At 63.0% G+C, this 26,462-nt stretch carries 25 protein-coding genes and 1 riboswitch; of the genes, 18 read left to right on the top strand and 7 right to left on the bottom strand.

The features are described 5' to 3' along the window. Positions 1–4: 4 nt before the first annotated feature. Together dnaN and dnaA are read right to left on the bottom strand one after the other, a co-directional pair. On the bottom strand, positions 5–1,111 hold the full coding sequence (gene dnaN / locus AC1DS5_RS02760; RefSeq protein ID WP_477716710.1) for a DNA polymerase III subunit beta: 1,107 nt from the start codon (positions 1,109–1,111) through the stop codon (positions 5–7). A gap of 288 nt (positions 1,112–1,399) precedes the next feature. Beyond that, positions 1,400–2,794 (bottom strand): chromosomal replication initiator protein DnaA, encoded by a 1,395-nt coding sequence (dnaA, locus tag AC1DS5_RS02755; RefSeq protein ID WP_477716709.1) that lies wholly within the window; start codon positions 2,792–2,794, stop codon positions 1,400–1,402. A 435-nt stretch (positions 2,795–3,229) separates the two neighbouring features. Between dnaA and rpmH the strand changes: the two genes are divergently transcribed. From rpmH to AC1DS5_RS02720, 7 genes are all read left to right on the top strand, one after another. After that, a complete protein-coding gene (gene rpmH / locus AC1DS5_RS02750) occupies positions 3,230–3,364 on the top strand; it encodes a 50S ribosomal protein L34 (protein WP_007862708.1) in 135 nt (44 codons plus the stop codon). Between the two features lie 48 nt (positions 3,365–3,412). Next, positions 3,413–3,823, top strand: coding sequence for a ribonuclease P protein component (locus AC1DS5_RS02745; protein WP_477716747.1), 411 nt, complete (start codon positions 3,413–3,415; stop codon positions 3,821–3,823). An 80-nt stretch (positions 3,824–3,903) separates the two neighbouring features. Further along, the gene (yidD, locus tag AC1DS5_RS02740; protein WP_477716746.1) at positions 3,904–4,191 is read left to right on the top strand and encodes a membrane protein insertion efficiency factor YidD; all 288 of its coding nucleotides are present in this window, start codon (positions 3,904–3,906) and stop codon (positions 4,189–4,191) included. Then, complete coding sequence (gene yidC, locus AC1DS5_RS02735) at positions 4,188–5,918, top strand: membrane protein insertase YidC (RefSeq protein ID WP_477716708.1); 1,731 nt, start codon at positions 4,188–4,190, stop codon at positions 5,916–5,918. The genes yidD and yidC overlap by 4 nt, the downstream gene beginning before the upstream one ends. 134 nt (positions 5,919–6,052) lie before the next feature. Further along, on the top strand, positions 6,053–7,498 hold the full coding sequence (gene mnmE, locus AC1DS5_RS02730) for a tRNA uridine-5-carboxymethylaminomethyl(34) synthesis GTPase MnmE (protein ID WP_477716707.1): 1,446 nt from the start codon (positions 6,053–6,055) through the stop codon (positions 7,496–7,498). A gap of 227 nt (positions 7,499–7,725) precedes the next feature. Next, entirely contained in the window at positions 7,726–8,217 is a 492-nt protein-coding gene (locus AC1DS5_RS02725; RefSeq protein WP_477716706.1) for a Crp/Fnr family transcriptional regulator, read from the top strand. 278 nt (positions 8,218–8,495) lie between these two features. Continuing rightward, entirely contained in the window at positions 8,496–9,227 is a 732-nt protein-coding gene (locus tag AC1DS5_RS02720) for a hypothetical protein (protein WP_477716705.1), read from the top strand. A 62-nt stretch (positions 9,228–9,289) separates the two neighbouring features. On the opposite strand, the gene AC1DS5_RS02715 is transcribed toward AC1DS5_RS02720, so the two are convergent. Continuing rightward, positions 9,290–11,284: a monovalent cation:proton antiporter family protein gene (locus AC1DS5_RS02715; protein WP_477716704.1), complete on the bottom strand. Its 1,995-nt coding sequence runs from the start codon at positions 11,282–11,284 to the stop codon at positions 9,290–9,292. A 128-nt stretch (positions 11,285–11,412) separates the two neighbouring features. On the opposite strand from AC1DS5_RS02715, the gene AC1DS5_RS02710 reads away from it, so the two are divergent. The 4 genes from AC1DS5_RS02710 to AC1DS5_RS02695 are packed head-to-tail and all read left to right on the top strand — an operon-like array spanning position 11,413 to position 14,562. Continuing rightward, the gene (locus AC1DS5_RS02710) at positions 11,413–12,405 is read left to right on the top strand and encodes a KpsF/GutQ family sugar-phosphate isomerase (protein WP_477716703.1); all 993 of its coding nucleotides are present in this window, start codon (positions 11,413–11,415) and stop codon (positions 12,403–12,405) included. Further along, positions 12,402–13,022, top strand: coding sequence for a KdsC family phosphatase (locus AC1DS5_RS02705; RefSeq protein WP_477716702.1), 621 nt, complete (start codon positions 12,402–12,404; stop codon positions 13,020–13,022). The genes AC1DS5_RS02710 and AC1DS5_RS02705 overlap by 4 nt, the downstream gene beginning before the upstream one ends. Beyond that, a complete protein-coding gene (gene lptC, locus AC1DS5_RS02700) occupies positions 13,019–13,729 on the top strand; it encodes an LPS export ABC transporter periplasmic protein LptC (RefSeq protein WP_477716701.1) in 711 nt (236 codons plus the stop codon). Before AC1DS5_RS02705 ends, lptC begins: the two co-directional genes overlap by 4 nt. Before the next feature lie 56 nt (positions 13,730–13,785). Beyond that, positions 13,786–14,562: an SDR family oxidoreductase gene (locus AC1DS5_RS02695; RefSeq protein WP_477716700.1), complete on the top strand. Its 777-nt coding sequence runs from the start codon at positions 13,786–13,788 to the stop codon at positions 14,560–14,562. A gap of 216 nt (positions 14,563–14,778) precedes the next feature. On the opposite strand, the gene AC1DS5_RS02690 is transcribed toward AC1DS5_RS02695, so the two are convergent. The 4 genes from AC1DS5_RS02690 to AC1DS5_RS02675 all read right to left on the bottom strand — a co-directional run bounded on the left by AC1DS5_RS02690 (position 14,779) and on the right by AC1DS5_RS02675 (position 18,094). Further along, positions 14,779–15,237 carry an RNA recognition motif domain-containing protein gene (locus AC1DS5_RS02690; protein ID WP_477716699.1) on the bottom strand — a complete coding sequence of 153 codons (459 nt, stop codon included), beginning with the start codon at positions 15,235–15,237 and terminating at the stop codon, positions 14,779–14,781. Positions 15,238–15,929: 692 nt separating this feature from the next. Further along, positions 15,930–16,097 (bottom strand): hypothetical protein, encoded by a 168-nt coding sequence (locus AC1DS5_RS02685; protein ID WP_477716698.1) that lies wholly within the window; start codon positions 16,095–16,097, stop codon positions 15,930–15,932. A 123-nt stretch (positions 16,098–16,220) separates the two neighbouring features. Next, entirely contained in the window at positions 16,221–16,787 is a 567-nt protein-coding gene (locus AC1DS5_RS02680; protein ID WP_477716697.1) for a sigma-70 family RNA polymerase sigma factor, read from the bottom strand. Positions 16,788–16,891: 104 nt separating this feature from the next. Beyond that, entirely contained in the window at positions 16,892–18,094 is a 1,203-nt protein-coding gene (locus tag AC1DS5_RS02675) for an ammonium transporter (protein ID WP_477716696.1), read from the bottom strand. Between the two features lie 180 nt (positions 18,095–18,274). Further along, a riboswitch (yybP-ykoY riboswitch) is annotated at positions 18,275–18,477 on the top strand. A 1-nt stretch (position 18,478) separates the two neighbouring features. Between AC1DS5_RS02675 and AC1DS5_RS02670 the strand changes: the two genes are divergently transcribed. The 7 genes from AC1DS5_RS02670 to AC1DS5_RS02640 all read left to right on the top strand — a co-directional run bounded on the left by AC1DS5_RS02670 (position 18,479) and on the right by AC1DS5_RS02640 (position 26,337). After that, complete coding sequence (locus AC1DS5_RS02670) at positions 18,479–19,042, top strand: TMEM165/GDT1 family protein (protein ID WP_477716695.1); 564 nt, start codon at positions 18,479–18,481, stop codon at positions 19,040–19,042. A gap of 252 nt (positions 19,043–19,294) precedes the next feature. Then, positions 19,295–20,458 (top strand): homoserine O-succinyltransferase MetX, encoded by a 1,164-nt coding sequence (gene metX / locus AC1DS5_RS02665; protein ID WP_477716694.1) that lies wholly within the window; start codon positions 19,295–19,297, stop codon positions 20,456–20,458. Next, positions 20,455–21,063, top strand: a complete 609-nt coding sequence (gene metW, locus AC1DS5_RS02660) for a methionine biosynthesis protein MetW (RefSeq protein WP_477716693.1) — start codon at positions 20,455–20,457, stop codon at positions 21,061–21,063. The genes metX and metW overlap by 4 nt, the downstream gene beginning before the upstream one ends. A gap of 138 nt (positions 21,064–21,201) precedes the next feature. Continuing rightward, positions 21,202–22,092, top strand: coding sequence for a chromate resistance protein ChrB domain-containing protein (locus tag AC1DS5_RS02655; RefSeq protein WP_477716692.1), 891 nt, complete (start codon positions 21,202–21,204; stop codon positions 22,090–22,092). Beyond that, positions 22,089–23,459: a chromate efflux transporter gene (chrA, locus tag AC1DS5_RS02650; RefSeq protein ID WP_477716691.1), complete on the top strand. Its 1,371-nt coding sequence runs from the start codon at positions 22,089–22,091 to the stop codon at positions 23,457–23,459. Before AC1DS5_RS02655 ends, chrA begins: the two co-directional genes overlap by 4 nt. Before the next feature lie 79 nt (positions 23,460–23,538). Beyond that, positions 23,539–25,515: a SulP family inorganic anion transporter gene (locus AC1DS5_RS02645; protein WP_477716690.1), complete on the top strand. Its 1,977-nt coding sequence runs from the start codon at positions 23,539–23,541 to the stop codon at positions 25,513–25,515. A gap of 45 nt (positions 25,516–25,560) precedes the next feature. Continuing rightward, the gene (locus AC1DS5_RS02640; protein WP_477716689.1) at positions 25,561–26,337 is read left to right on the top strand and encodes a FadR/GntR family transcriptional regulator; all 777 of its coding nucleotides are present in this window, start codon (positions 25,561–25,563) and stop codon (positions 26,335–26,337) included. Positions 26,338–26,462 lie beyond the last annotated feature (125 nt).

The following is a 26,462-nucleotide window of genomic DNA, read 5'->3' as shown; positions in this document are numbered from 1 at the left end:
TGCATCAAATGCGCATGGGCATCACCACGTATTTAAAGGCTGCATCGTCGGGAATGGTGAGCAGCGCCGAGCTGTTGGAGTCGGCCAGCTCGATCTTCACCATGTCCTGGTCCATGTTGGCCAGTGCGTCGATCAGGTAGGTCACGTTGAAGCCGATTTCGATGGCGTCGCCGCTGTAGTCGATGTCGAGCTCGTCAATGGCCTCTTCCTGCTCGGCGTTATTGGACGCCACCCGCAGCGTGCCGGGTTCGATGTTCAGGCGCACACCCTTGAACTTTTCGCTCGTGAGAATCGCGGTGCGCTGCAGGCTGGCCAACAGCGGCACGCGGCCCAGCGTGATGATGTTTTTATGGTTCTTCGGAATCACGCGGTTGTAGTCGGGGAATTTGCCTTCGACCAGCTTGGTGACAAACTCCATGCCCTCGAAGCTGAACTTGGCCTGGTTGCCGGCAAACTGCATCTCGATGGCGCCTTCCTTGTCGCTGAGCAGGCGCTGCATTTCCAGCACGGTCTTGCGCGGCAGGATGACTTCCTGCTTGGGCACTTCCACATCGAGCGTGGCCGACGAGAACGCCAGGCGGTGGCCGTCGGTGGCCACCAGGCTTAGCTGCTTGCCTTCAGCCACAAACAAAATGCCGTTGAGGTAGTAGCGGATGTCGTGCACCGCCATCGCAAACGACACCTGGTTGAGCAGCTCCTTGAGCACCTTTTGCGGTACCGAGAAGCTGGGGCCGAAGTTGGCGGCTTCCTGCACCAGCGGGAAGTCTTCGGCTGGCAGGGTTTGCAGCGTGAAGCGGCTCTTGCCGCCCTTGAGGATCAGCTTGCTTTGCGCCGACTCGAGCGACACGGTCTGGTCGCTGGGCATGGACCGCAGGATGTCGATGAGCTTGCGCGCACCCACCGTGGTGGTGAAGTTGCCGGCATCGCCATCGAGGTCGGCGGTGGTGCGGATCTGGATTTCAAGATCGCTCGTGGTGAGCTGCAGCTGCGCGCCGGTTTTGCGGATCAGCACGTTGGCCAGGATCGGCAAGGTGTGCCTGCGCTCCACGATGCCCGCGACCGATTGCAGTACCGACAAAACTTTATCCTGGGTGGCTTTCAGAACGATCATGAGTTCCTCTTGTATTTATCTTTAATTCTTTAATTCAAATTAGTAGTAGTAGTAAGGGCCACGCAAATCTGTGGATAGCGCTATTTTCCCCTTTTTGATCAACCACTTGGCGTTTGTTTAACTATGTGTTCAGAGGCCTTGTGAAGTCTCCGTAAAACATGAACAACTTTTGATTGTCATCGGCTTCTGTGGATAAGTCATGGGTTGTTCAAAAGTTGTCCCCATGGTTGTTGTGAACGTGTTATTCATCGACTTATGCCCTGAAAACTGAGTCATAAAGCATTCATTTCAGCCTTTCAGGGTTTGTTCCAGCACATGCAGTTGCTGGTTGAGTTCGGTCATTTGCTGGCGCTCGGCAGACATCTTGCGCACGGCGTGCAGCACGGTGGTGTGGTCGCGGCCGCCAAACAGCTCGCCGATCTCGGGCAGGCTCTTTTGCGTGAGTTCCTTGGCCAGGTACATGGCAATCTGGCGTGGCCTGGCAATGCTGGCTGGGCGCTTCTTGGAGTACATGTCGGCGACCTTGATCTTGTAATAGTCGGCGACGGTCTTCTGGATGTTTTCCACGGAAATCTGCCGGTTCTGAATCGACAGCAGGTCGCGCAGGGCTTCGCGGGCCAGCTGGATGGAGATTTCCTTGAGGTTGAAGCGCGAATAGGCCAGGATCTTGCGCAGCGCGCCTTCGAGCTCACGCACGTTGGAGCGCACGTTCTTGGCCACAAAAAACGCGACCTCCTCCGGCATGACCGTGCCTTCGGCCTCGGCTTTGCGAATCAGGATGGCCACGCGCATCTCGAGCTCGGGCGGCTCGATCGCCACCGTCAGGCCGGAGTCAAAGCGCGACACCAGGCGCTCATGGATGTCCGTCAGACCCTTGGGATAGGTGTCGCTGGTCATCACGATGTGCGATTTTTTGGTCAGCAAGGCCTCGAAGGCGTTGAAGAACTCTTCCTGCGTGCGGTCCTTGTTGGCAAAAAACTGCACGTCGTCAATCAGCAGCAAATCGAGCGAGTGGTAGCGTTCCTTGAACTCGTCAAAAGTCTTGCGCTGGTACGCCTTAACCACATCCGAAACAAACTGCTCGGCATGGATGTAGAGAACTTTGGCCGAAGGGTTGTCCGCCAGCAGCTTGTTGCCGATGGCGTGCATCAAGTGCGTTTTGCCGAGGCCGACGCCGCCGTAGATAAAGAGGGGGTTGTAAAGCTGCCCCAGGCTGCTCGAGACATGCAGCGCCGCGGCCCGGCCCATGCGGTTGGCCGTGCCTTCAATGAGGGTGTCAAAGGTCAGCGCGCTGTTGAGGCGGTTCTTGAACGGAGCGCCGGCCACTTCTTCGGGAACGCCCAGACCGGCTGGCTCGGCAACCCCAACGCCTTCAAAGCTCCTGGTCAAGGAAGCTGATTTGGCGGGTGACTCACGCGGAGCGAGCGCTAACTCCAGAGAAATTCTGTGGCCCGAGATTTTTTCGAGCAAGGCAGAAATGCGCGCCGCATACTGGGCGCGTATCCAGTCCAGCTTGAAGCGGTTGCCGACCTGGATGGTGACTTTGGAGAGGTCCGCAGCCACATCAACGACCAGTGGACGGATCCAGGTGTTGAACTGCTGCTCGGGTAATTCCTGCGCCAGATGGTCGACACAGTTTTGCCACAGATCGTGACTCAGGCTAGGAATGGAGACCTCACTCATGACGGGATTTGGCTGGGCTGCAGGTGCAAAGCAGTCAGCGGCTGCTTGTGGATATTGTTTATTTTTAGCACCCGCAATTGTAGTCCGCGTGGCAAGTTATCCACAAAATACTTGCCCCGGGTTTCAACCTATTTTCAGCGTTTGACGGAGCTTCTAGGAGGCTTCTTAAGCTTTACGGCAGTTGCGGCGCCTAACTTGTTGCCAGGGTTGGGAAATCTGCGATAATCATGGGTTTCCCTGATTCGTAGCGGATGGATGCCGCTTGCACGACCGGCTTGTAACCCAGGCCTTTGAGGTTGCTGCAGGTGCGGCGCAAGTCCTGCGGGCTTGCAAAGATGGCCGTGCTGTACGGCCACCAAGATCATTCGAATCGCCGGGGAAAGCTTGTAGCTAACAGCCGAGTTAACAGCCGAATTAAGGCTAGTAGGATTTATCATGAAACGCACATACCAACCTTCCAAAGTCAAGCGCGCACGCACGCACGGCTTTCTGACGCGCATGAAAACGCGTGGCGGCCGCGCAGTGATCGCTGCACGCCGCGCCAAAGGCCGCAAGCGCCTGGCCGTCTAGGCTGGTTTTCTGGCTGGCTCTTTGCTCTTGAGCTGACGCTTGGCGCCAGTGCAGCGGCTTCAAACCCGATCCCAGTTCCAGGCAGTACTTGCCGGCGCCATTGTTGCAAGGACGACGCACTTCGCATTGCACCGCAATGCGCTGGATGCGAAGCCCGTTCCCGCACGGCCCGTCGAAGGTGCCGATTCGCCCGCCCTGTTTCCTGTCCAGGACCAGTGGATCGGTGCGATGGTTCCCAAACGCTGGGCCAAACGGGCCGTTACGCGCAATGCGATCAAGAGGCAGATCTATACCGTGAGTGCCGAGTTTCTGCATCAGTATCCGCAGGCTGCTTTTGTGGTCCGGCTGCGCCGTGACTTTTCCCGTGCCGAGTTCGTGAGCGCCAGTTCAACGCAGCTCAAGGAAGCGGTGCGCGCCGAAGTGCAGGCCCTGATGCAGGCGGGAGCCAAGGCTCCATGAAGCCGCTCGTCCCTTCCCCTTTCCTTGCCGCGGTGCACCGGCTCGTGGCGCTATTGGCGCCACTGACACCTTTGCTGCGTTTGCCGCAAAGCCTGCTGATCGGGCTGGTCAAAGGCTACCGCCTGCTGCTCAGCCCCTGGCTGGGCTCTGCCTGCCGGTTTGAACCCAGCTGCTCGGCCTATTCCCTGCAGGCCTTGCAACTGCATGGCGCAGCCTTGGGAAGCTACCTCACATTGCGCCGCCTGGCGCGTTGCCATCCCTGGTGCGACGGCGGGCTTGATCCCGTGCCGCCAGCGGGCCCGACGCCTCTTTTCACCCGACTGGTCACACCCGTGACTTCCACTCCTTCTAAAAAGACGCCGTCATGAACGACATCCGCCGCACCATTTTGTGGGTGATTTTTGGCTTTTCCATGGTTCTCCTGTGGGACCAGTGGCAGGTTTTCAACGGCCACAAAGCCACCTTCTTCCCCGGTGCCACGCAGACCGCCAAAACACCTGTCGGCGCAACGTCGGCGCCCACGGCGCCGGCTTCTTCTGTGCCGGTTGCGCCGGCCACCGCCAGCGCGGTTCCCGCCGTGCCTGGTTCTGCGCCCGGCGCCGTGCCCGCAGGCGCGCCATCCCCCATGGCCGCGGCAACCCGCGAACGTGTGGTGGTGAACACCGACGTGCTGGCGCTGACCTTTGACAGCGAAGGCGGCACGCTGGTCCATTCCGCGTTTACCCGCTTCAAGGACATGGCCAACACCGACGCCGGCTTTGTGCTGCTCGACGAAAGCACCAACCGGGTTTATGTGGCGCAGACCGGCCTGATCGCGAGCGGCACAGGCGGCACCTTCCCGACCCACAAAACCCTGATGACCGTGGTGCCCGGCGAGCGCAGCCTGAAGGACGGCCAGAACGAGCTGCAAATCAAGTTTGAATCGGCAGACCTCGGCGGCGTCAAGCTGGTCAAGACCTACACGCTCAAGCGCGGCGCGTACGACATCGCCGTGCGCCACGACATCATCAACACCGGCAGCGCGCCGGTGGCGCCGCAGCTTTATATGCAGCTGGTGCGTGACGGCAACAAACCGCCGGGCGAATCATCGTTCTATTCCACCTTCACCGGTCCGGCCATTTACACCGAAGCCAAGAAGTACCAGAAGGTGGAATTCAAGGACATCGAGAACAACAAGGTCGATGTGGAAAAACAGGCGGCCAACGGCTATGTGGCCATGGTCCAGCACTACTTTGCCGCAGCCTGGATTCTGGCCGATGGCCTGAAGCGCGACCTGTTCCTGCGCAAGGTCGACACCAACCTGTATGCGGTTGGCCTGATCACGCCGCTGGACAGCATTGCACCGGGCGCCACCAAGACCATCGAGTCGAGATTGTTTGTCGGCCCGCAGGAAGAGAAAAAACTGGAAGCCCTGGCCCCCGGCCTGGAGCTGGTGAAGGACTACGGCTGGCTGACCATCCTGGCCAAGCCGCTGTACTGGCTGCTCGACAAGCTGCATGGCTTTCTCCTTAACTGGGGCTGGTCCATCGTGGCGCTGGTGCTGCTGCTCAAGATCGCCTTTTACTGGCTCAATGCCAAGGCCTACGCCAGCATGGCCAAGATGAAGGCCATCAACCCCAAGATCATGGAGATGCGCGAACGCCTGAAGGACAAGCCGCAGGAGATGCAGCAGGCGATGATGAAGATCTACCGCGAGGAAAAGGTCAACCCCATGGGCGGCTGCTTCCCCATCATGATCCAGATCCCGGTGTTCATTGCGCTCTATTGGGTGCTGCTGTCCAGCGTCGAAATGCGCAACGCGCCCTGGGTCTTGTGGATTCATGACCTCTCGGCGCCCGATCCTTTCTTCATCCTGCCCGTCCTCATGACCCTGACAACCATGCTGCAGACGGCGCTCAACCCCGCGCCGCCGGATCCGATGCAGGCCAAGCTGATGTGGTTCATGCCGCTGATCTTCAGTGTGATGTTCTTCTTCTTCCCGGCCGGCCTGGTGCTGTACTGGATCACCAACAACATCCTGTCCATCGCCCAGCAGTGGGTGATCAACACGCGAATGGGTGTACCGCCGCAGTTCAACCTGCCGAAGTTCAGGTAAAGCGGACTCGGAATAAAAAAAGGGCCGCGCTGCGGCCTTTTTTCTTTGGAGGCTGTTTGGAGGCTGACCTGGGCGGTGAGGGTTACCCTCGCCCAGGAGCCAACATTTTGTTTGCCCCTTAACATCTACACACCATGCTGGCCCGACACCACGACCCCATTGTTGCCATCGCCACCGCACCCGGCCGCGGCGCCGTGGGCATTGTGCGCGTCTCGGGCAAGGACATCGCCCCTGTGATTGCGGCCATTTGCGGTCGCGCGCTGGCGCCGCGCCAGGCCACCTACCTGCCGTTTAGGGACGCGCAGGGCCAGGTGCTCGACCAGGGCCTGGCGATTCACTTCCCGGCACCCCATTCCTACACCGGCGAGGATGTGCTGGAGCTGCAGGCGCACGGCGGGCCGGTGGTGCTCCAGCTGCTGCTGGCGCGCTGCCTGGAAGCGGGCGCCGCGCTCAACCCGGCCACCGGCCAGCCGTGGCTGGTGCAGTTGCGGGTGGCGCAACCCGGGGAATTCACCGAACGCGCCTTCCTCAATGACAAGATTGACCTGGCACAGGCCGAGGCCATCGCCGACCTGATCGATGCCAGCACCGAAACGGCGGCCCGGTCGGCGGCGCGCTCCATGTCGGGCGAGTTCTCGCTGGCGGTGAATACCTTGCTGGAGCAGCTGATTCACCTGCGCATGCTGGTGGAGGCCACGCTGGACTTTCCGGAGGAAGACATCGACTTTCTGCAGAAGGCCGACGCCCAGGGCCAGCTGTCGCGGCTGCAGGGCACGCTGGCGGGCGTGATGCAGCGCGCCACGCAGGGCGCGATCCTGCGCGAGGGCATCAAGGTGGTGATTGCGGGCCAGCCCAATGCCGGCAAGAGTTCGCTGCTCAATGCGCTGGCCGGCGCCGAACTGGCCATCGTGACGCCGATTGCCGGGACCACGCGCGACAAGGTGTCCGAGCTGATCCAGATCGAGGGCGTACCCCTGCACGTGGTCGACACCGCCGGCCTGCGCGAGGCGCTGGACGAGGTGGAGAAAATCGGCGTGGAACGCGCCTGGGCGGAAATTGAAAGCGCCGACGCGGTCCTGTTTTTGCATGACCTGACCCGGCGGGATGCCGCGGTGCCAGCGCAGGATGCCATGAATTACCTGGCGGCCGATGACCGGATCGCACGGACGCTGGCCCAAAAACTGCCTGAACACACGGCCATCATTGACGTCTGGAACAAATCGGACCTGGCCAGTCCGGCATTGCTGCGGGAAGTGCAGGAGGTGCAGGGGGGCGTGCTGATTTCCGCCAAGACAGGTGCCGGCCTGCAACCACTGCGCCAGCGCCTGCTGCAGGTGGTGGGTTGGCAAGCGGCGCCTGAAGGCGTGTTCATGGCGCGTGAACGCCATGTGCGCGCACTGCACCAGGTGCAGGCCCAATTGGCCACCGCGGCGCGCCAGCTGCAGGCGGCACGGCCGGCGCTGGACCTGCTGGCGGAGGATTTGCGGCAGGCGCAGCGCCAGCTCAGCGAGATCACGGGTGAGTTCACGCCGGACGACCTGCTGGGCGAGATTTTTTCCAGATTCTGTATCGGGAAGTAGTTCAGGGAATTCAGGGAGTTCAGAGGCGCTGCCGGGATGTTTAAGCCCGGCTTAAACCGGCGGCGAGTGGCAGCGATGACGGCGAGGGACGGCGAGTAATGGCTAGTGAAGGCCAGAAGTACGCTTCCAATGCCCTGCTTACAAAACAATTGCTCCCTGTATCAGGTGTAAGTGAGCGTTAGTGTCCCTTGCTGCGGCCATGGGGCAAAGGTATCGTCGGGCACACCATGAACGCCCCCTTAGCAGCCCCCATCAGCTTTGACATCCAGGGTCTTGCCCAGGCCATCACGAATTGCCACAGTGGCGATGCCCTGCGCTGCCAGTTCAACCAGCCGCATTGGGACATTCTTGCCAGCTATCTGCAGCCTTTTGCCCTCAACACCGGCCAGGTGCTGTTTGAGCAGGGGGCGCTGGACCGCACGCTGTATTTTGTCGAAAGCGGCACCTTGAGCGTTCACTATGAGGATGAAAAGGCACGCGTGCGGATGGCGCTGGTAGGCTCCGGCACCGTCCTGGGCGAAGGCGCCTTTTTCTCGCACCTGCCGCGCAGTGCCACGGTGAACGCCTCCACCCCCTGCAAACTCTGGTGCCTGACACCCATGCGCTTCCTGGAAATGGCCAACCGCCACAGCCCGATCGCGCTGGAGCTGACCGTCGCGATGGGCTCCGTGATGGCCAAACGCCTGTACAACCGTCCCCGGCGTGTGGCGGTGACCTGACGGCTCGCGCATCACGCGCGGCAGTCTTCAGGACACCGGAACGGCGTCGCGCGCGATGCGGGATCGGAACCCTCCGGCGGTTCCCGGATATAGCCAAGTTGGATTTCTGTGATTTTTTACCGGGCTTTGCCAGGTAACTGTGCCGACAGGACGACGTCGTGTTTGGCGAAATGAAATCCGCTGAGTAAACTACAGCGACACACAAACCTGTGACTTCGCAGTAAAGCGCTGCCTTCTGACCGACAAGGAGGCGGGCACCAATCCCGAGAACTCCAACTATGTCTTTTCTAAACTGGTTTTCCGCCAAGTCCCACACGAGCAAGTCTGCTGCACGTGAGGAAAAAAAGCGTGGATCCGCCGCTGCGACCCAGCGTCAGGCGCCAGAAACCGAAGAGCCTGGAGACGGCCGCAAAGTCAAGCGCCACGCCCGCCGCGAGCAGCTCTATGTCGCGATCCGCGAGGCCATGACCCGCGCCGGGGTGCTGTCGGCCAGCTATAAATTCAAGGTACTGTCCCTGGACTCGCGTGGCAACGAGTTTCTGGTCATGCTGGATCTGGCCAAAGCTTCTGGCGGATTGCCCGAGCAACTGGGCGACATTGAAGCCCTGATCGTGCAGAACGCCAGGGCTCGTTTTGAGATCACGGTGCCGGCCGTTTACTGGCGCATGGACGAGGCGGTTGCCGTGGGTAAGCCCGGCACGGGTTCCCAGACTGCGGCGCAAACGTCGACCCCGTTGGCGCGGGGTGCTGCGGCAGTGGCGCCCCTTGCTGCGCAGGCCGCGTCGTCCACGCCGCGCTATGAGCCTATCCAGGCCGATGAGGTTGTGGCATTCAAACAAGCCCTGATGGCCGCCTCTGCGCAAGGCCCGGGGGGCGCGGTGGAGTACGCCGCCAAAACCCGCAGTGGCCCGCATTCCTATACCCTGCTCACCGGCTTTGAAGACACCGAGATGGCGTCATCCGCTGTGTCGCCGGTACTCAGCAGCACGCAATACGGCGAACTGAATTAAGCGCCGCTCGCGCGCAACAGCGCCGCAGCGGCAGTGCTGGCCTGGGCCGCGGGGTTATTCAGTCAGTTCGCGCGGCCACCCAACAATATTTCTTCGGCCAGGGCGAGTGCCGCGGGCTTGCCCGAGAGCACCAGGGTATCGCCGCCGTCGAGCCGCGTGGACTCAAGGGCGTCCAGCATCTTGCCATCGCTGCGCCGCAGGCTGACCACGCGCACGCCTGCGGCGTCCAGCGTGAGCGAGCCCAGCGTCTGGCCCAGTGACTTGATGCCAAAGGGAAGCGTCACGGTCGCGAGGCGCTCCTGCTCCAGTTCATTGACCGTGTCATCATCGGCGCCGCGAAAGTAGCCGCGCAGCAGGTTGTAGCGCGCATCACGCTGGTCCTGCACCACGCGAATCACGCGGCGCATGGGCACGCCGACCAGCGCCAGCGCGTGGCTGGCCAGCATCAGGCTGCCTTCAATGGCCTCGGGCACCACCTCGGTGGCGCCGGCGGCCTGCAGCTTTTCCAGGTCATGGTCGTCCTCGGTGCGCACAATCACCGGCACGGTGGGCGCATGGGCGCGGATGTTGGCCAGCACCTTGAGGGCGCTGGCGGTGTCCAGATAGGTCACCACCACGGCGCTGGCGCGTGACAGGCCCGCGGCAACCAGCGCCTGCAGGCGCACCGCGTCGCCAAACACCACCGAGTCGCCCGCCGCCGTGGCCTGCCGCACGCGGTCGGGGTCCAGGTCGAGCGCCATGTACTGGATGCCTTCGCGCTCCAGCATGTGGCCCAGATTCTGGCCGCAGCGGCCATAGCCGCAGATGATCACATGCTTGTTGGCGTTGATGGACTTGCGCGCAATCGTGGTCATCTGAAGCGACTGCTGCAGCCATTCGCTGGAGACCAGCCGCATGACGATCTGGTTGCTGTACATGATGATGAAGGGCGTGACCAGCATCGACAGCACCATGCTGGCCAGGATGGGGTTCGCCAGGCCCGCTGACAGCAGGCGGTTCTGCTGCGCCAGCGTCAGCAGCACAAAACCGAATTCACCCGCCTGCGCCAGATAAAGGCCGGTACGCAGTGCAACGCCCCCCGTCGCGCCCAGCGAGCGGGCCAGCCCCGTGACCAGCAGCAGCTTGAAGGCGACCGGTGCGGTCGTCAGCAGCAGCACCAGCCGCCAGTGCACCGCCACCTCCCGCCAGTCCAGCATCATGCCGATGCTGATGAAAAAGAGGCCCAGCAGGACATCGTGAAAGGGCCGGATGTCGGTCTCCACCTGGTGCTTGTATTCGGTTTCCGAAATCAGCATGCCGGCAATAAAGGCCCCCAGGGCCAGGCTCAGCCCGGCCCGCTCCGTCATCCAGGCCAGCGCCAGCGTGACCAGCAGCAGGTTGAGCACAAACAGTTCTTCGCTTTTGCGCCGCGCTACAAGCGTCAGCCACCAGCGCATGACGCGCTGGCCCCCGGTCAGCAGCAGCCCGACCAGCAAGCTGGCCTTCAGTGCGGCAATCGCCAGCGCCACCAGCAACTCGTCGGGTGAGGACCCCAGGGCCGGAATCAGCACCAGCAGGGGCACCACGGCCAGATCCTGCAGCAGCAGCACGCCCATGATGCGCTTGCCGTGCTCGGAATCGAGCTCCAGCCGCTCGGCCAGCAGCTTGACCACGATGGCCGTGCTGCTCATGGCCATGGCGCCGGACAGCGCCAGCGCGGTTTGCCAGCTCATCTTCCATAAGGAGGGTGCCAGGCTGGCCAGGAACAGTGAGCCCAGCGTCGCCAGCACAATGGTGAGCGCCACCTGCAGCAGCCCCAGCCCGAAGACATGGCGGCGCATGGAGCGCAGCTTGGTCAGGTTGAACTCCAGCCCGATCACGAACATCAGAAACACGACACCGAACTCGCCCAGATGGCGCACGCCCTCCGAGTTCTCCGCCAGCGCCAGCGCATTTGGCCCGATCAACACGCCCACAGTCAGGTAGCCGAGCATGGGCGGCAATTTGAACGAGCGGCAGACCACCACACCCAGCACCGCGGCCAGCAGGTACAGGAGGGTCAGTTCAAGCGCGCTCATGCGTGGATGGTAGCTGATGAAGTTGCGGGAACAGCACGGTTTTAATGCCAACAACCGGCATCGTGAGCCTTGCGTTCGTCATGTGCTCGCCATGTGCCTTCCTTGCTCCTCCTCTATAGAATGCAGCCATGAGCTTTGACCCCGCGAACTTTAATGCCGACCAGGCCCTTGCCCTGGCCCGCAAGACCTTTGAAATAGAGGCGGCGGCCGTGCAGGGGCTGGCCAGCCGCGTGGGCCCCGAATTTTCCCGGGCGGTGGAGCTGATGCTGACCTGCCGCGGCCGTGTGGTGGTGATGGGCATGGGCAAAAGCGGCCACATCGGGCGCAAGATTGCCGCGACGCTGGCCTCCACCGGAACTCCCGCCATGTTTGTGCACCCGGCCGAGGCCAGCCATGGCGATCTCGGCATGATCACGGGCCTGGACGTGGTGCTGGCCATTTCCAACAGCGGCGAGAGCGAAGAGCTCACGTCCATCCTGCCGGTGCTGAGCCGCCAGGGTGTGCCGCTGGTGGCCATCACCGGCGGTCTGCAGTCTGCATTGGCCAAACAGGCGCGCGTCACGCTGGACAGCAGCGTGGAGCAGGAAGCCTGCCCCTTGAACCTCGCGCCTACCGCCAGCACCACGGCCCAGCTCGCGCTTGGCGATGCGCTGGCCGTGGCGCTGCTGGATGCGCGGGGCTTCAGGGAAGAAGACTTTGCCCGCTCCCACCCCGGTGGCTCGCTGGGCCGCAAGCTGCTCACCCATGTGAGCGATGTCATGCGCAGCGGCGACGACGTTCCGCGAGTGGGTCCCGACACCAGCTTTACCGAGCTCATGCGCGAAATGAGCGCCAAGGGGCTGGGCGCTTCTGCTGTGGTGGACGACCAGCAGCGCGTGCTGGGCATCTTCACCGACGGTGATTTGCGCCGCCTCGTTGAAAAAGGCGTGGACCTGCGCAGCAGCCGGGCCGGCGACGTGATGCATGCCAATCCGCGCACCGTGCGGCCGGATGCCCTGGCCGTGGAAGCGGTGGAGCTGATGGAGCAATTCCGCATCACCAGCGTGCTGGTGGTTGACGACGGTGGCGTGTTGTGTGGCGCCCTCAACACCAACGACCTGATGCGAGCCAAAGTCATATGACCTCCGTGCCTGCCACGCCTGCCACTGCGTCTGCTGCGTCCGCCGCGCCGTCCCCCGGGACGCGCAGCAACAGCGCCCCCGCCCTGAGTTTCGCACCGGAGCTGTTGTTGAAGGCCCAGGGCATACGCGTCGCCTTCTTCGACGTGGACGGGGTGCTGACGGACGGTGGCCTCTACCTGTCCGAGGACGGTGAAACCCTCAAGCGCTTCAATATTCTGGATGGCCTGGGCTTGAAGCTGCTGCAAAAGGCTGGCATCACCCCTGCGGTGATCACGGGCCGCGACAGCCCCGTGCTGCGCACCCGGCTGCAGGCCCTGGGCATCACCCACGCGCACTTTGGCACCGAAGACAAACGCCCCGCCGCCGAGATCACGCTGCAGGCCCTGGGTCTGGACTGGGCTGCGGCGGCGGCCATGGGCGATGACTGGCCCGACCTGCCCGTGATGCGCCGTGCGGCGCTGAGCTGTGCGCCGGCGAATGCACACGTGGAGGTCAGGGCGCAGGCCCACCATGTCACGCAAGCCTGCGGAGGCCATGGCGCGGCACGCGAGTTGTGCGACCTGCTGCTCGTTGCCAGTGGCCGCTACGCCGGTCTGCTACAGGCCTACACACAATGACCACCACGGCGACCGGCTCAGTCCGCGGGCGAAGTGGCGCGCTGTACCAGTTGAGGCGGTCGTGGCGCATGGCCTACCGCCTGTGGGACAGCATCGCCATTTACATGCCGCTGCTGATGATGGGCGCGCTGGCCCTGGGCACCTACTGGCTGGTGCGCAACACACCGAGCTTCAGCGCCCCCGAGCAGGCCAGGGAGGTGAGCCACGACGTGGATTACTTCATGCACAAGTTCACCGTCAAGAACTTTGACGAAGGCGGCAAGCTCAAAAGTGAAATTTACGGTGTCGAGGCCCGGCATTTCCCGGACACCGACATCCTGGAAATCGACCAGGCCCGCATTCGCAGCATCAATGCCGAGGGACACCTCACCACGGCCACGGCCAATCGTGCTTACAGCAACGGCGACGGCTCGGAAGTCCAGTTGACGGGCAATGCGCGGGTGGTGCGCGAGGCCAGCCAGGATGCGAGCGGCAAGCAGACGCCACGGCTGGAGTTTCGGGGTGAATTTCTCCATGCGTTTTTGAACGAGGAGCGCGTCAAGTCGCACAAGCCGGTGGTCCTGATCCGTGGCACCGACCAGTTCACCGGCGACAACTTTGCCTACGACAACCTCGACCAGGTCGCCGACCTCAAGGGGCGCGTCCGCGGGGTGCTGGTGCCACGGTCTGCCGCCAGTGCCGCAGGCGCGGGTCCTTCTGCTCGCTGAGCGCAGCCACATCGCGCCTCGGCCCGCCCGCATCTCAACGCCTGCCGGAGCCCAGCATGTCCAGACTCGTGTTCATCACCGGCGCTTCCAGCGGCATCGGCCAGGCGCTGGCCCTGCGGTTTTACGCGGCGGGCTACCGGCTGGCACTTGCAGCGCGCCGCACCGCGGAAGTCCAGTCATGGGCTGAGACGCATGCAATCGGTGCCGACCGCTATCAAATTTACAGCGCCGATGTGTCCTCCATCGACAGCATTGTGGCGGCGGGGACGGCCTGCATCGCGGCGCAGGGCGTGCCGGATGTCGTGATTGCCAATGCCGGCGTCAGCATTGGCATGGACACCGCCGAGCGCATGGATCTTGATGTCATGGCGCAGACCTTTGCCACCAACAATGTCGGCATGGCCGCCACTTTTCATCCCTTTGTCGCGCCCATGGTGGCGCGCGGTAGCGGCGCACTGGTGGGTATTGCCAGCGTGTCCGGCATACGCGGCCTGCCGGGCCACGGCGCTTACTGCGCCAGCAAGGCGGCGGTCATTGGCTACTGTGAAAGCCTGCGCGGCGAACTCCGGCCCAGCGGCGTCAAGGTGGTGACGATTTCCCCGGGGTACATCGACACGCCGCTGACACGGCAAAACCGTTATGGCATGCCCTTTCTGATGAAGGCCGAGGTGTTCGCCGACAAGGCTTTCGCCAGCATCCAGGCCGGCCGCAGCTACCGCGTGATTCCGTGGCAAATGGGCGTGGTGGCCAAGTTGCTGCGTGTACTGCCCAACGTGGTATTTGACAAGGCCCTGGCCGGGCGGCCGCGCAAGCATCGGCAGAGCCTGGGCTGATTCAGCTTGCCGGACGACGCTGCCGGCCTGCGGCTGGTGCGGCACACTGCCCTTTTTGCTGCGCGGCAGCTATAAAAAGAGTAGCGGCTTGTGCACTGTTTAAGCAGGTTACAAAGCAAAAAGGCTTCAAAACCGAAGTCTTGAAGCCTTTTCAGGGTCATCCCCGATGATGACCGGGGATGCGCTGGCGCATTAGCCAGCTATGGGGTACAGGGCTTAGTAGCCGCCGCGTCCACCGCCGCCGCCGCCGGAACGGCCACCGCCGCTACCGCCGCCGCCGTAAGGACTGCGGAAACCGCCGTCGCTACCGCCGCCACCGGAACGGCCGCCGCCGCCACCACCGTAGCCGCCACCACCACCGCCGCCGCCGCCGTAGCCGCCACCACCAGAGCCGCCGCCGAAGCCGCCGCTACGTGGAGGACGTGCTTCCATTGGACGTGCTTCGTTCACAACGACGCTGCGGCCACCCAGAGGCTGACCGTTCATGCCGTTGATCGCCGCCTGGGCTTCTGCATCGCTGCCCATTTCGACAAAGCCAAAGCCTTTGGAGCGACCGGTGTCGCGTTCCATCATGACTTTAGCGCTGGTAACAGAGCCGAATTGGCCAAAAGATTGTTGCAGGTCTTCGTCACGCACCGAGTAAGGCAGGTTGCCGACGTATAGTTTGTTGCCCATGAAGGGACTCCTCTAAAACACAAAAACAAAAGCGATGGGGTCCCGAAAGCACAACAAATCTTGATACGTACCGCTGTAGCGCGCGAAACTGACCGATCACCTAACGTGTGTAATACCGGCATTGCTGGCATTTACACCCGCATATTATGCTTCACTTATTCAAAATACAACCAGCTATCGTGATTACCCGGGGTAGTGAAAGCCCGCATGAACACTGGCTTTGACGATTTCGCGGGCCTCATGGGAGACGCTGCACGGCATATCCGCAGCGCCTGATGGTCGCCACCTGGCCAGCCGGGGTCAATGTTGGCGGGTTGAAAACGCAGGGAAAACGGCTGAAAACCGCTGGACGGACAAATTGAAGCGGTTGCTGATGCAGGAATTAAATCAAAGCTGCAGCTAATGTTTCAGAAGAGTTAGCGCCTACACACCACAAAGCCTTCGGTGCGACCCCTGCCCCAGAATATCCCGCCGCGGGCTCGCCAGGCATGTGGACATGCAGGAGGGCGACTGGCTGCTGAAGCGCCGCAAACGCCATTGCCGGCATGGGTGCAGGACAAACAAACCTTGCACCAGACAGGTAAATAGTTACATAAATTTGCAGGGTCAGTGGCCAGTGAGCCAGGCTGGCGCCGGATCTGGACGGGGCAGTCCCAGGCGTGCCCACCCCCGCTGCGATGACCATGATGGTTTTAGTCGGGTGACGGATCGGCTGAAGTCTTGTCGGCCGCCCGTTCCGCATCGCTGGTGTAGTTGCGCCAGCGGCGCATGGCGGCGCGCGTGGTCAGGATCTGGTTCTCGAATTTGGGACAGGCTTTGCAGGCCAGCAGATGCAATTTCAGCGCGACGTGGTCGGGCATGCTGAGGACATGGTCTTCTCGCGCGATCAGCAGCGCAGCAGCCTGCCGGCAGGTGCGTCTTAGCAAAGTGATATTCGGTTTCACGCCAAAAAGCCGTTAGGGTTAGGTTAAATGCTTGAATGTTCAGGCGCTGTGCTTGCCAAACCAGTGGATATTCAGGCATTCCTGCAGGCGCAGCCGGGCCCGATGCAACTGGACATACAGGTTGGTCGGCGTGAGAGACAGCTCCTTACAGACTTCCTGTGAAGAAAGCTGCAGCCATTCACGCATCAGGAACAGCCGGCCCAGCGCCGGCGGCAAGCGCTCCATGCAGGCATCCAGAATTTCGAAGAATTGCACTTGCTGCAAGGTCTGGTGGGGGTCTCCCCAATCATTGGGCATCTCGGCAAAGTGGCCGTCGGCCTTGAATGCCAGACGATCAAGCTCGTCGCCCTCCTCGTCAACCTGCGCATCCGGCAGGGCCACCAGCCGTGCGTTGCTGCGAATCAGGTCGATGACCTTGTGCTTGAGGATGCCGACCAGCCAGGTCTTGAGCTGCGAGCGATTGCCGAAACTCTGCGGCCTGGACAGTGCGGCCAGCAATGTTTCCGATACCGCATCTTCAGCCCAGTCGTCATTGCGCAGCTGAAGGCGCGCAAAGCGGAGCAGGTAGACGCGGTGTTCAACCAGCTGTTCTTCAAAAGTCGGCATGGGGGCAGTCTAGCGGCAGCGGGGCTGTTTGTGTGCGCCACGCTGCAATTGGTGGCGGACACCCCCCGCCTGCGCAGGCGGGGGATTGCCGGCCGCAACCACAATTACCAGTTGACTTCCCGGTCAGGCGTGGCGCCGATGCGGTGAACCGACAGGTCGGCGCCTTCAAACTCCTCTTCCTGGCTCAGCCGCAGCCCGAGCGAAGCCTTGAGCGCGCCATACACGATAAAGCCTGCCAGCAGCGCCCACGCCACGCCCATGGCGCTGCCGATCAATTGCGCGCCCAGGCTCACCCCGCCCAAGCCACCCAGTGCCTGGCTGCCAAAAATGCCGGCTGCGATTCCGCCCCACGCGCCACACAGGCCATGCAGCGGCCAGACGCCGAGCACGTCGTCAATTTTCCATTTGTTTTGCGTCAGCGTGAACATCACCACAAACACAGCGCCAGCCACACCGCCCACCACCAGCGCGCCCAGCGGATGCATCAGGTCGGAGCCGGCGCACACCGCCACCAGCCCGGCCAGCGGCCCGTTGTGCACAAAGCCTGGGTCGTTCTTGCCGAACACCAGTGCGGCCAGGGTGCCGCCCACCATGGCCATCAGGGAGTTCACGGCCACCAGGCCGGAAATCCTGTCGATGGTCTGCGCGCTCATCACGTTGAAACCGAACCAGCCGACCGTCAGGATCCAGGCGCCCAGCGCCAGAAACGGAATATTGGAAGGCGGGTGAGCCGAGACCGCGCCGTCCTTGCGGTAGCGGTTGCTGCGTGCGCCGAGCAGAATCACGGCGGGCAGTGCCAGCCAGCCGCCCACCGCATGGACCACGATGGAACCGGCGAAATCGTGAAACTCCGCGCCGGTGAACGACTTGATCCAGGCCTGCACGCCAAAATGCTGGTTCCAGGCGATGCCTTCGAAGAACGGATAGACCAAGCCCACGATGACGGCCGTTGCGATCAGTTGTGGGTAAAAGCGTGCGCGTTCGGCGATGCCGCCCGAAATAATCGCCGGGATGGCGGCCGCAAATGTCAGCAGAAAGAAGAACTTGACCAGCTCATAGCCGTTTTTAGCGGCAAGTTGTTCCGCGCCGACAAAAAAATGCGTGCCATACGCGACGCCGTAGCCCACCACGAAATAGACCACGGTCGACACCGAGAAGTCGACCAGGATCTTGACGAGTGCATTGACCTGGTTCTTTTTGCGGACGGTGCCCAGCTCCAGAAAGGCAAAACCGGCATGCATGGCGAGCACCATGATGCCGCCGAGCAGAATGAACAGGGCATCCGAGCCCTGTTTTAGTGCTTCCATAAGTTCCTCTTGGGTGAAATGGGGTGTTTTAGTGCTGTTTTGGTGCGTATCTCAGGAAAATCCCGAAATCGCACCAAATACAAGCAAGAAATGCGCCATAAATGTGCGTTGGTGCATCGGAACGCCGCCGTATGGGTTCATGCGCCTTCGCTGCCCGGTCGCGGAGGGCTTGGTAGAATGCAGGCTGTCATTGGGGAGTAGCCTCCTTCCTTGAGTGAGAGGGGTTTGCGTCAACAGACTTGTCTGGCCTTGCAACAGGGCCGGCATGGCGCAAACGGTTTTCGGACTTGGCGAGACCTTTGACTGCACAGCCTCCATAGCTTGAAAAAGTTATAGGCCGGGGTCGCCGTGCAGTCATGGGTTTTGTACCGGCCGGAGTCATTCATGGAAGCCTTCCTCATCTCCACCGGCATCGTCGCCCTCGCCGAAATGGGCGACAAAACCCAGCTGCTCGCCCTGCTGCTGGCCGCCCGGTTCAGCAAACCCTGGCCCATCGTCCTGGGCATTCTGGTCGCCACCATCGCCAACCACGCCATGGCGGGCGCGCTGGGCGCCTGGGTCACCACGATGATCAGCCCCCAGGCCTTGCGCTGGATTCTGGGGGCGTCTTTCCTGGCCATGGCGGCCTGGATGCTGATTCCGGACAAGCTCGAGGACGACGCCGGCGGCCAGTCGCCGAGCCTTGGCGTGTTCGGCACCACCGTCCTCGTATTTTTCCTGGCGGAGATGGGCGACAAAACCCAGATCGCCACGGTAATGCTGGCCGCCCGCTACGACATGTACCTGGGCGTGGTGGCCGGCACCACCCTGGGCATGATGCTGGCCAACGCTCCCGTGGTGTGGCTGGGCGAGCGTGTCACCCGCCTGGTGCCGCTGCGCGTGGTTCATCTCGTGTCGGCGGTGATTTTTGCGGTGCTGGGTGCCATCGCGCTGCTGATACCCGCCTGAACGCCGGTGCCCGACAGGCACACCGGTCAGGGCGCAAGGCGACCTGCGGGGCGCCGCTTCAGCCTTGCTATACTTGCCGCAGCGCCGATTTGCTCAGCTTGCGGGCGCTTAAAAAGTACCGCTAAAGACGAACATCCATGAACCCGGACTCGCCCTTAGCGATGCCGGGTTTTCTTTTTGCCGTTTCACTTTCCAGTCCAGTCCAGTAAATCCAGTCTTGTTTCGATCACGGGCCTTTCTATCGTGTCTTCTGTGTCTTCTGCTTCAGTCCTTGTTGCCACGCCAAAGTCCATGCACTTTGCGGACGCCCTGCCGCTGCAAAGCGGCGCGTCGATCCGCGCCTATGACCTGAGCTATGAAACCTATGGCGAGCTCAATGCCGACAAATCCAATGCGGTGCTGATCTGCCACGCGCTGAATGCCTCCCACCATGTGGCCGGCGTCTACCTCGACGAGACCGGGCGCATCAAAGGCAAGTCCGAAGGCTGGTGGGACACCATGATCGGCCCGGGCAAGCCGGTAGACACCAATCAGTTTTTTGTCATCGGCGTCAACAACCTGGGTTCCTGTTTCGGCTCCACCGGCCCCATGCAGGTCAATCCGGACACGAATGAAATCTATGGCGCCGACTTCCCGGTGGTCACGGTGGAGGACTGGGTCCACGCGCAGGCCAGGCTGCTCGACGCGCTGGGCATCCAGACGCTGGCGGCCGTCATGGGAGGCAGCCTGGGCGGCATGCAGGCCCTGAGCTGGACGCTGCAATACCCCGAGCGCGTGCGCCATGCGGTGGTGGTGGCCAGCGCGCCCAACCTGACAGCCGAGAACATCGCCTTCAACGAGGTGGCGCGACGCGCCATCGTCACCGACCCCGACTTTCATGGCGGCCATTTTTACCGCCATGGCGTGCTGCCCCAGCGCGGCCTGCGCATTGCCCGCATGATTGGCCACATCACCTACCTGAGCGACGATGTGATGAACGAGAAGTTTGGCCGCAAGCTCCGCGACGCCATCGGCAGCCACGCCAGCGGGTACCGGTTTTCCACCCAGGATGTCGAGTTTCAGATCGAAAGCTACCTGCGCTACCAGGGCGACAAGTTCAGCGAGTATTTCGACGCCAACACCTATCTGCTGATTACCCGCGCGCTCGACTACTTTGACCCGGCCAAGGCATCTGGCGGCAACCTCACCCTGGCGCTGGCCGGCGTCACGGCAAAATTCCTGATGGTGAGCTTCACCACCGACTGGCGCTTTTCACCGGCGCGCAGCCGTGAAATCGTCAAGGCCCTGCTCGACAACCAGCGCGACGTGAGTTATGCCGAAATCGATGCGCCGCACGGGCATGATGCGTTTTTGCTGGAGGACGAGCGCTATCTGGGTGTGGTGCGCTCCTACTTTCAGAGCAAGGTGGCCGTATGAACCTGCCTGTCGAACTCAATGTGGAGCCCTCGGCGGCTCTGCTGTCGATTGCCCGGCTGGTGCCGCATGGCTCGCGCGTGCTCGACCTCGGGTGCGGCACCGGCGAGCTGCTGGCCCACCTGATCCGCGAGCGCGGCTGCTCGGGCTACGGCGTCGAGATCAACGACGCCAATGTGCAGGCCTGCGTGGCACGCGGTGTGAACGTGATCCAGCTGAACCTGGAGGAAGGCCTCGCGATGTTTGGCGACGGCTCGTTTGACGTGGTGCTGCAGATCGACACGCTGCAGCACTTGCGCAATGCTGAAATCATGCTGCGCGAAACTGCCCGCGTGGGCCGCATCGGCATCGTCGCTTTCCCGAACTTCGGCCATTGGCCGAACCGCCTGGCGGTGCTGCGCGGCCGCATGCCGGTCACCAAGGTGCTGCCCTACCAGTGGTACGACACCCCCAACATCCGTGTCGGCACGCTGCAGGATTTTGAAGCGCTGGCGTTGCAAAACCGGCTGGAGATCCTCGACCAGTTTGGCCTGCAGGATGGCCGGGAAGTCCGTTTCTGGCCCAATGCCCGGGCCAGCCGCGCGGTCTTCAAGTTCCGCCGCGCCTGACGGCCCCGGTGCGCGCGGCAGGCTGGCGCATCGCAGTCGGTGGTGCTACCATTTAGCCATCGGGATTTCAGCCTCCCGACTCTTCACAGATAGACGGTGTCCCGTCCAAGCGCTGGTAACTGACTTGGAGTATTTTTCGTGGACACCTCTTTCATTTCCCCACAGGAACTGGCCGCCCGCATGGGCCGTGCCGATGCACCGCTGCTGCTCGACGTGCGGCGCGAAAACAAATTTTTTGAAAGCCGATACCTGCTCGTCGGCGCGAGGCGCTGCGCGCCTGAAGACGTGGCGGCCTTCGCCACGTCGCAGCGCGCTGCATCGGGTCACGGCGACGTGGTGGTTTACTGTGTTTATGGCCACGACGTGAGTGCCGATGCCGTGGCCACGCTGCGTGCCGCGGGCTGGAACGCGCACGCGCTGGCCGGCGGCATCGAGGGCGGCGAAGACGGCGTCGACTCACCGCAAGACATCGCGCAGTGGCGCGCGCATCGCCCCCTGACCATGCTCAAGCGGCCCGATTGGGGCGTAGGCGGCGGCAGCGAGCAGGCTTCGCGCTGGATCACGCGGGAACGCCCCAAGATTGACCGCATCGCCTGCCCCTGGCTGATTCGCCGCTTTATCGACGCACGGGCGGAGTTCTTCTATGTGCCCACGGCCCGGGTGTTTGACGAGGCGGCACGCCTGGGCGCCGTGGCTTACGACATTCCCGGCGCGCCGGTCTCGCACGAGGGTGAGCTGTGCAGCTTCGACACCCTGCTGCGCGCCTTTGAGTTGGGCGATCCGGCGCTTGAAATACTCGCCCGCATCGTGCGCGGCGCCGACACCGACCGCCTTGAACTCGCACCGCAGTCGGCGGGTCTGCTGGCCTTCTCGCTGGGGCTGTCGCAACTGCACGCCACCAGCGACGCCGGCATGCTGGAAGCCGCCCTGCCGCTGTATGACGCGTTGTATGCCTGGTGCCGCAGTGCGCAAGCCGAGACGCACAGCTGGAAACCCGAAACCATGATCGTGAAAGCGACCACCGCATGAGCCACATTGCAACGTCCCTTCCCGCCGCAGTGAGCTTTGCGCAGGCCTTCAGGTTCTGGCTCAAGCTGGGCTTCATCAGCTTCGGCGGGCCGGCCGGGCAAATTGCCATCATGCACCGCGAGCTGGTGGAACAACAACGCTGGATCTCGGAAAAGCGCTTCCTGCATGCCTTGAACTACTGCATGCTGCTGCCCGGGCCCGAGGCGCAGCAGCTGGCAACCTACATCGGCTGGCTGATGCACCGGACATGGGGTGGTGTGGTCGCCGGTGCGCTGTTCGTGCTGCCCTCGCTGTTCATCCTGGTGGCGCTGAGCTGGATTTACGTCGCCTTTGGCGACGTGCCGGTGGTCGCCGCCATCTTCTATGGCATCAAGCCGGCTGTGGCGGCCATCGTGGTGCAGGCGGTTCACCGCATCGGCAGCAAATCGCTGAAAAGCCCGGCGAAAGCCCCGGTTCCGTGGGCGGTGGCTGTCCTCAGTTTCGTGGCCATTGCAGTTCTGCATGTACCCTTCCCGTGGGTGGTGCTGAGCGCGGCGCTGACCGGCTGGCTGTGCGCGAAATTCGCGCCGGGACAGTTTGCTGGCGGCGGCGGGCACGGGGCAGCTGTCGTGGCGCAGGGTCCGGCCCTGATCGACGACGACACACCGACGCCCGAGCATGCGCGCTTCAAGACATCGCGGCTGGCGACGGTGCTGGCAACAGGGGCCGTGCTCTGGCTGCTGCCCATGGGCGCGCTGATGGCCTGGCAGGGCTGGGGCGGCGCGCTGACCCAGATGAGCTGGTTTTTCACCAAGGCCGCGCTGCTGACTTTTGGCGGCGCCTACGCGGTGCTGCCCTATGTCTATCAAGGCGCGGTGGAGCAGTTCGGCTGGCTCACCGGTCCGCAAATGATCGACGGGCTGGCGCTCGGCGAAACCACGCCGGGGCCGCTGATCATGGTGGTGGCCTTTGTCGGCTTTGTCGGCGGCTGGACCCGGCAGGTGCTCGGTCCGGACGCGCTGTTCCTGGGCGCCGCACTGGCGGCGACGCTGGTCACCTGGTTCACCTTCCTGCCGTCCTTCATCTTCATCCTGGCGGGCGGGCCGCTGGTGGAGTCCACCCATGGCAAGCTGCAGTTCACCGCGCCGCTGGCGGCCATCACCGCCGCGGTGGTCGGAGTCATTGCCAGTCTTGCCCTGTTTTTTATAGTGCATATCGCTTTCAACAAGGAGGCTGCGGCCGGTTTCCCGTCCAATGTGGCGTGGCCTTCGCTGCTCATCATGGTTGCGGCCGGGGTGGCGCTGCTGCGCTACAAGGTGGGCGTGATTCCGTTGATCGGCGCCTGCGCCGTGGCCGGCTTGCTGCTGCGCTGGAGCGGTCTGGCCTGAGGCCTGGCGCTGCGCCGGCTGTGGTGGCGCCCGGGTGCCGGCGTGCCCGGTGAGCGCGCGGCGCGTTATGCTCAAGTCCATGGCAGGAGATACCGAAAAACACCAGGACGCGCCCACCCGCACAAGGGCTGAGCGCCTGTTTGGCGACTGGGTGCGGCAGGTGTCGACCGTCACGCTGCGCGCCGATGCGATGGCCGGCCTGCTCGGCGCGGTGCTGGTGCTGCCGCAGGGCATTGCCTTTGCCACGCTGGCCGGGCTGCCGCCGGAGTATGGCCTGTACACCGCCGTCATTCCCTGCATCATCGCCGCGCTGTTTGGCTCCAGCTGGCACGTCATGTCGGGCCCCACCAACGCCAATTCGCTGGCGCTGTTTGCCATGCTCTCGCCGCTGGCCATGGCCTTCAGCCCGCAGTACATCCAGCTGGCGCTGGCCGTGACCGTGATGGTCGGCGTCATGCAGTGGCTGATTGGCGTGCTGCGCCTGGGTGTGCTGGCCAATTTCATTTCTCCGGCCACGCTCTTTGGCTTTACCTCAGGTGCGGCGCTGCTGATTGCGGTGCATGCGTTGCCCGACCTGTTGGGCTTGCCCGCCGCGCCCGAGCACAGCGCCGCGGCCGTGCTCAGGCATGTGTTCACGCAGCTATATCTGGTCCAGCCGGTGGCGCTGGCGGTGGGCGCCATCACCATCGGCGTGGCATTGCTGCTGCGCCGGCTGCGGCGCAGCTGGCCCGCCATGCTCATCGGCCTGGTGGTGGCGACCGCGCTGGCATGGCTGTGGAGCCATTCCCCGAACGTCGGCAGCGCCACGTCATCTTCCGCGCTGCGTATGGTGGGGCAGATCCCTGTGCCATGGCCGCGCTTTGAGCTGCCCCGCATCAGCTGGGCCCAAGCCACAGACCTGGTCGGCCTGGCATTTGCGCTCACCATCGTGGCTCTGGGCCAGGCGATTTCGATTGCCAAGACGGTGGCGCTGCGCTCGGGCCAGCGCATTGATGCGAACCGCGAGTTTCGCGGCCAGGGGCTGTCCAACATCGTCGGCGGCTTCTTCTCGTGCTATGTATCGTGCGGCTCCATGAACCGCTCCATGCCCAACCTGCAAGCCGGCGCACGCACGCCGCTGGCCTCGGTGTTTTCTGCACTGCTCTTGCTCGTATTGGTCGCGGTTAGCGCACCGCTGCTGGCGCTCATTCCCATGGCTGCACTGGCCGGCCTGCTGGTGCTGGTGGCTGTCGCCCTGCTGGACTTTGCGCGCTGGCGCCAGCTGTTCAGCTTGAGCCGCAGCGATTTTGCGGTGGCACTGGCCACCATGGTCGCGACGGTCACCATCCGGCTGGAGATTGCCATTTTGCTGGGCATGATCCTGTCGCTGATGTCTTTTTTGTACCGCACCTCGCGTCCCGCCATGCGCACCATGGGTTTTGACAGCCGCGGGCTGGACCGGCAGTTTGTGGTGATTGACAACACGCCCGACGCCGGGCTTGAACCTGAGATGACTTTGCCGCAGAAAGCGGATGACGACAACGGCCGCAGCGCAGGGCCGCCCCAAGCAAGGCCAGCCCCCCCGGGGGGCAGCGCATTACACGAAGTGAAAAGCGTGGGGGCCACATTCTTGCCGGAATGCCCGCAGCTCAAGCTGCTGCGGATGGAGGGTGAGGTCTATTTCGGCGCGACCCAGCATGTGGCCGACATCCTGCATGCGCTGCGCAGCCAGCCGCAACCGCAAAAGCATCTGCTGGTCATGGGCAAGAGCATGAACTTCATCGACCTGGCCGGTGCCGAGTTATGGGAGGCCGAACTCGCCGCGCGGCGCGCCATGGGCGGCGATTTGTACTTTCACCGACCGCGGCCCGAGGTGATCCGCATGTGGCGCAAAACCGGCTTCACCCGCCTGCTGGGGCCGGAGCACCAGTTTCCCGACAAATTCACCGCGATCGCGACGATTTTCAACAAGCTCGATCCCGCGATTTGCCGGCGCTGCACGGCCCGTATTTTTTGGGAGTGTCAGAGCGTGCCGGGACCGGACATGGATGTGGACACGAACGCTGGCGCCGCTTGAACATCCGGCCGATGCGTTAAAGTTGTACGATAAATTCCGATACATATGATCAGCCACTTCAAGTCCATCACCCCCGGTGCGCATCTTTCTGACCGGGTTGCCGACGCGCTCGCCGCAGAGATTCGCGCGGGCCGCCTCGTGGCCGGTGACAAGCTCCCGACCGAAGCGGTGCTGGTCGAGCAGTTTTCGGTCAGCCGCACGGTGGTCCGGGAGGCCGTTTCGCGCCTGAAGTCGCTGGGGCTGGTCGACTCCCGGCAAGGCAGCGGGGTCTACGTGAAGGAGGCAGGCTTTTCGCCGCTGAACTTCGACGCCCGTTTCGCGGTGTCCAAGCAGGCGGTGATCCAGATGGTGGAAGTGCGGCGCGCGCTGGAGGCCGAAGTCGCCGCGCTCGCGGCCCAGCGGCGCAGCCAGGCCGACGTGAAGCGCATCCGCCAGTCGATCACCGCGCTGGAAAAGGCAGTGCTGGCCGGCGGCGACGGTGTGAGCGAGGACGTCAAGTTCCACCGCGCCATCGCCGACGCGGCGCGCAATCCCTTCCTCATCGGCACGCTGGAGTACCTGGGCCAGTTCCTGCAGGGGGCCACGCGCGTCACCCGGGCCAACGAAGCGCGGCGCGCCGACTTCGCCCGCCAGGTCGCTGACGAGCACGAACAGATCTCGCAGGCGATCGAGGCCGGCGATGTGGCCGCAGCCCGGCAATCGGCCGCGCGCCACATGGACAACGCCATCAAGCGCATCGAGCAAGCCGACCCCGCCTTCTGGCAGGAGGAAGGCGTGAAACTGGCGCATCCGCTGGTCAAGGGCCTGCACCCCGGCGCCTGAACCGGCCGAAAATCGTTGCCACCCCTTCATTGGGGAAAACCCCGAGCAGGCAGAAAATCCCAAAGTTGTATGATAACCATATAAATCAACCGAGCGACCGGTCCTGTTGGTGTGGTCGCGCATTC

It is taken from the genome of Polaromonas sp. P4_H1 (assembly GCF_056400945.1).
Note: the sequence above shows the minus strand (reverse complement) of the source record. Positions and strands in the feature narration are given on the sequence as shown.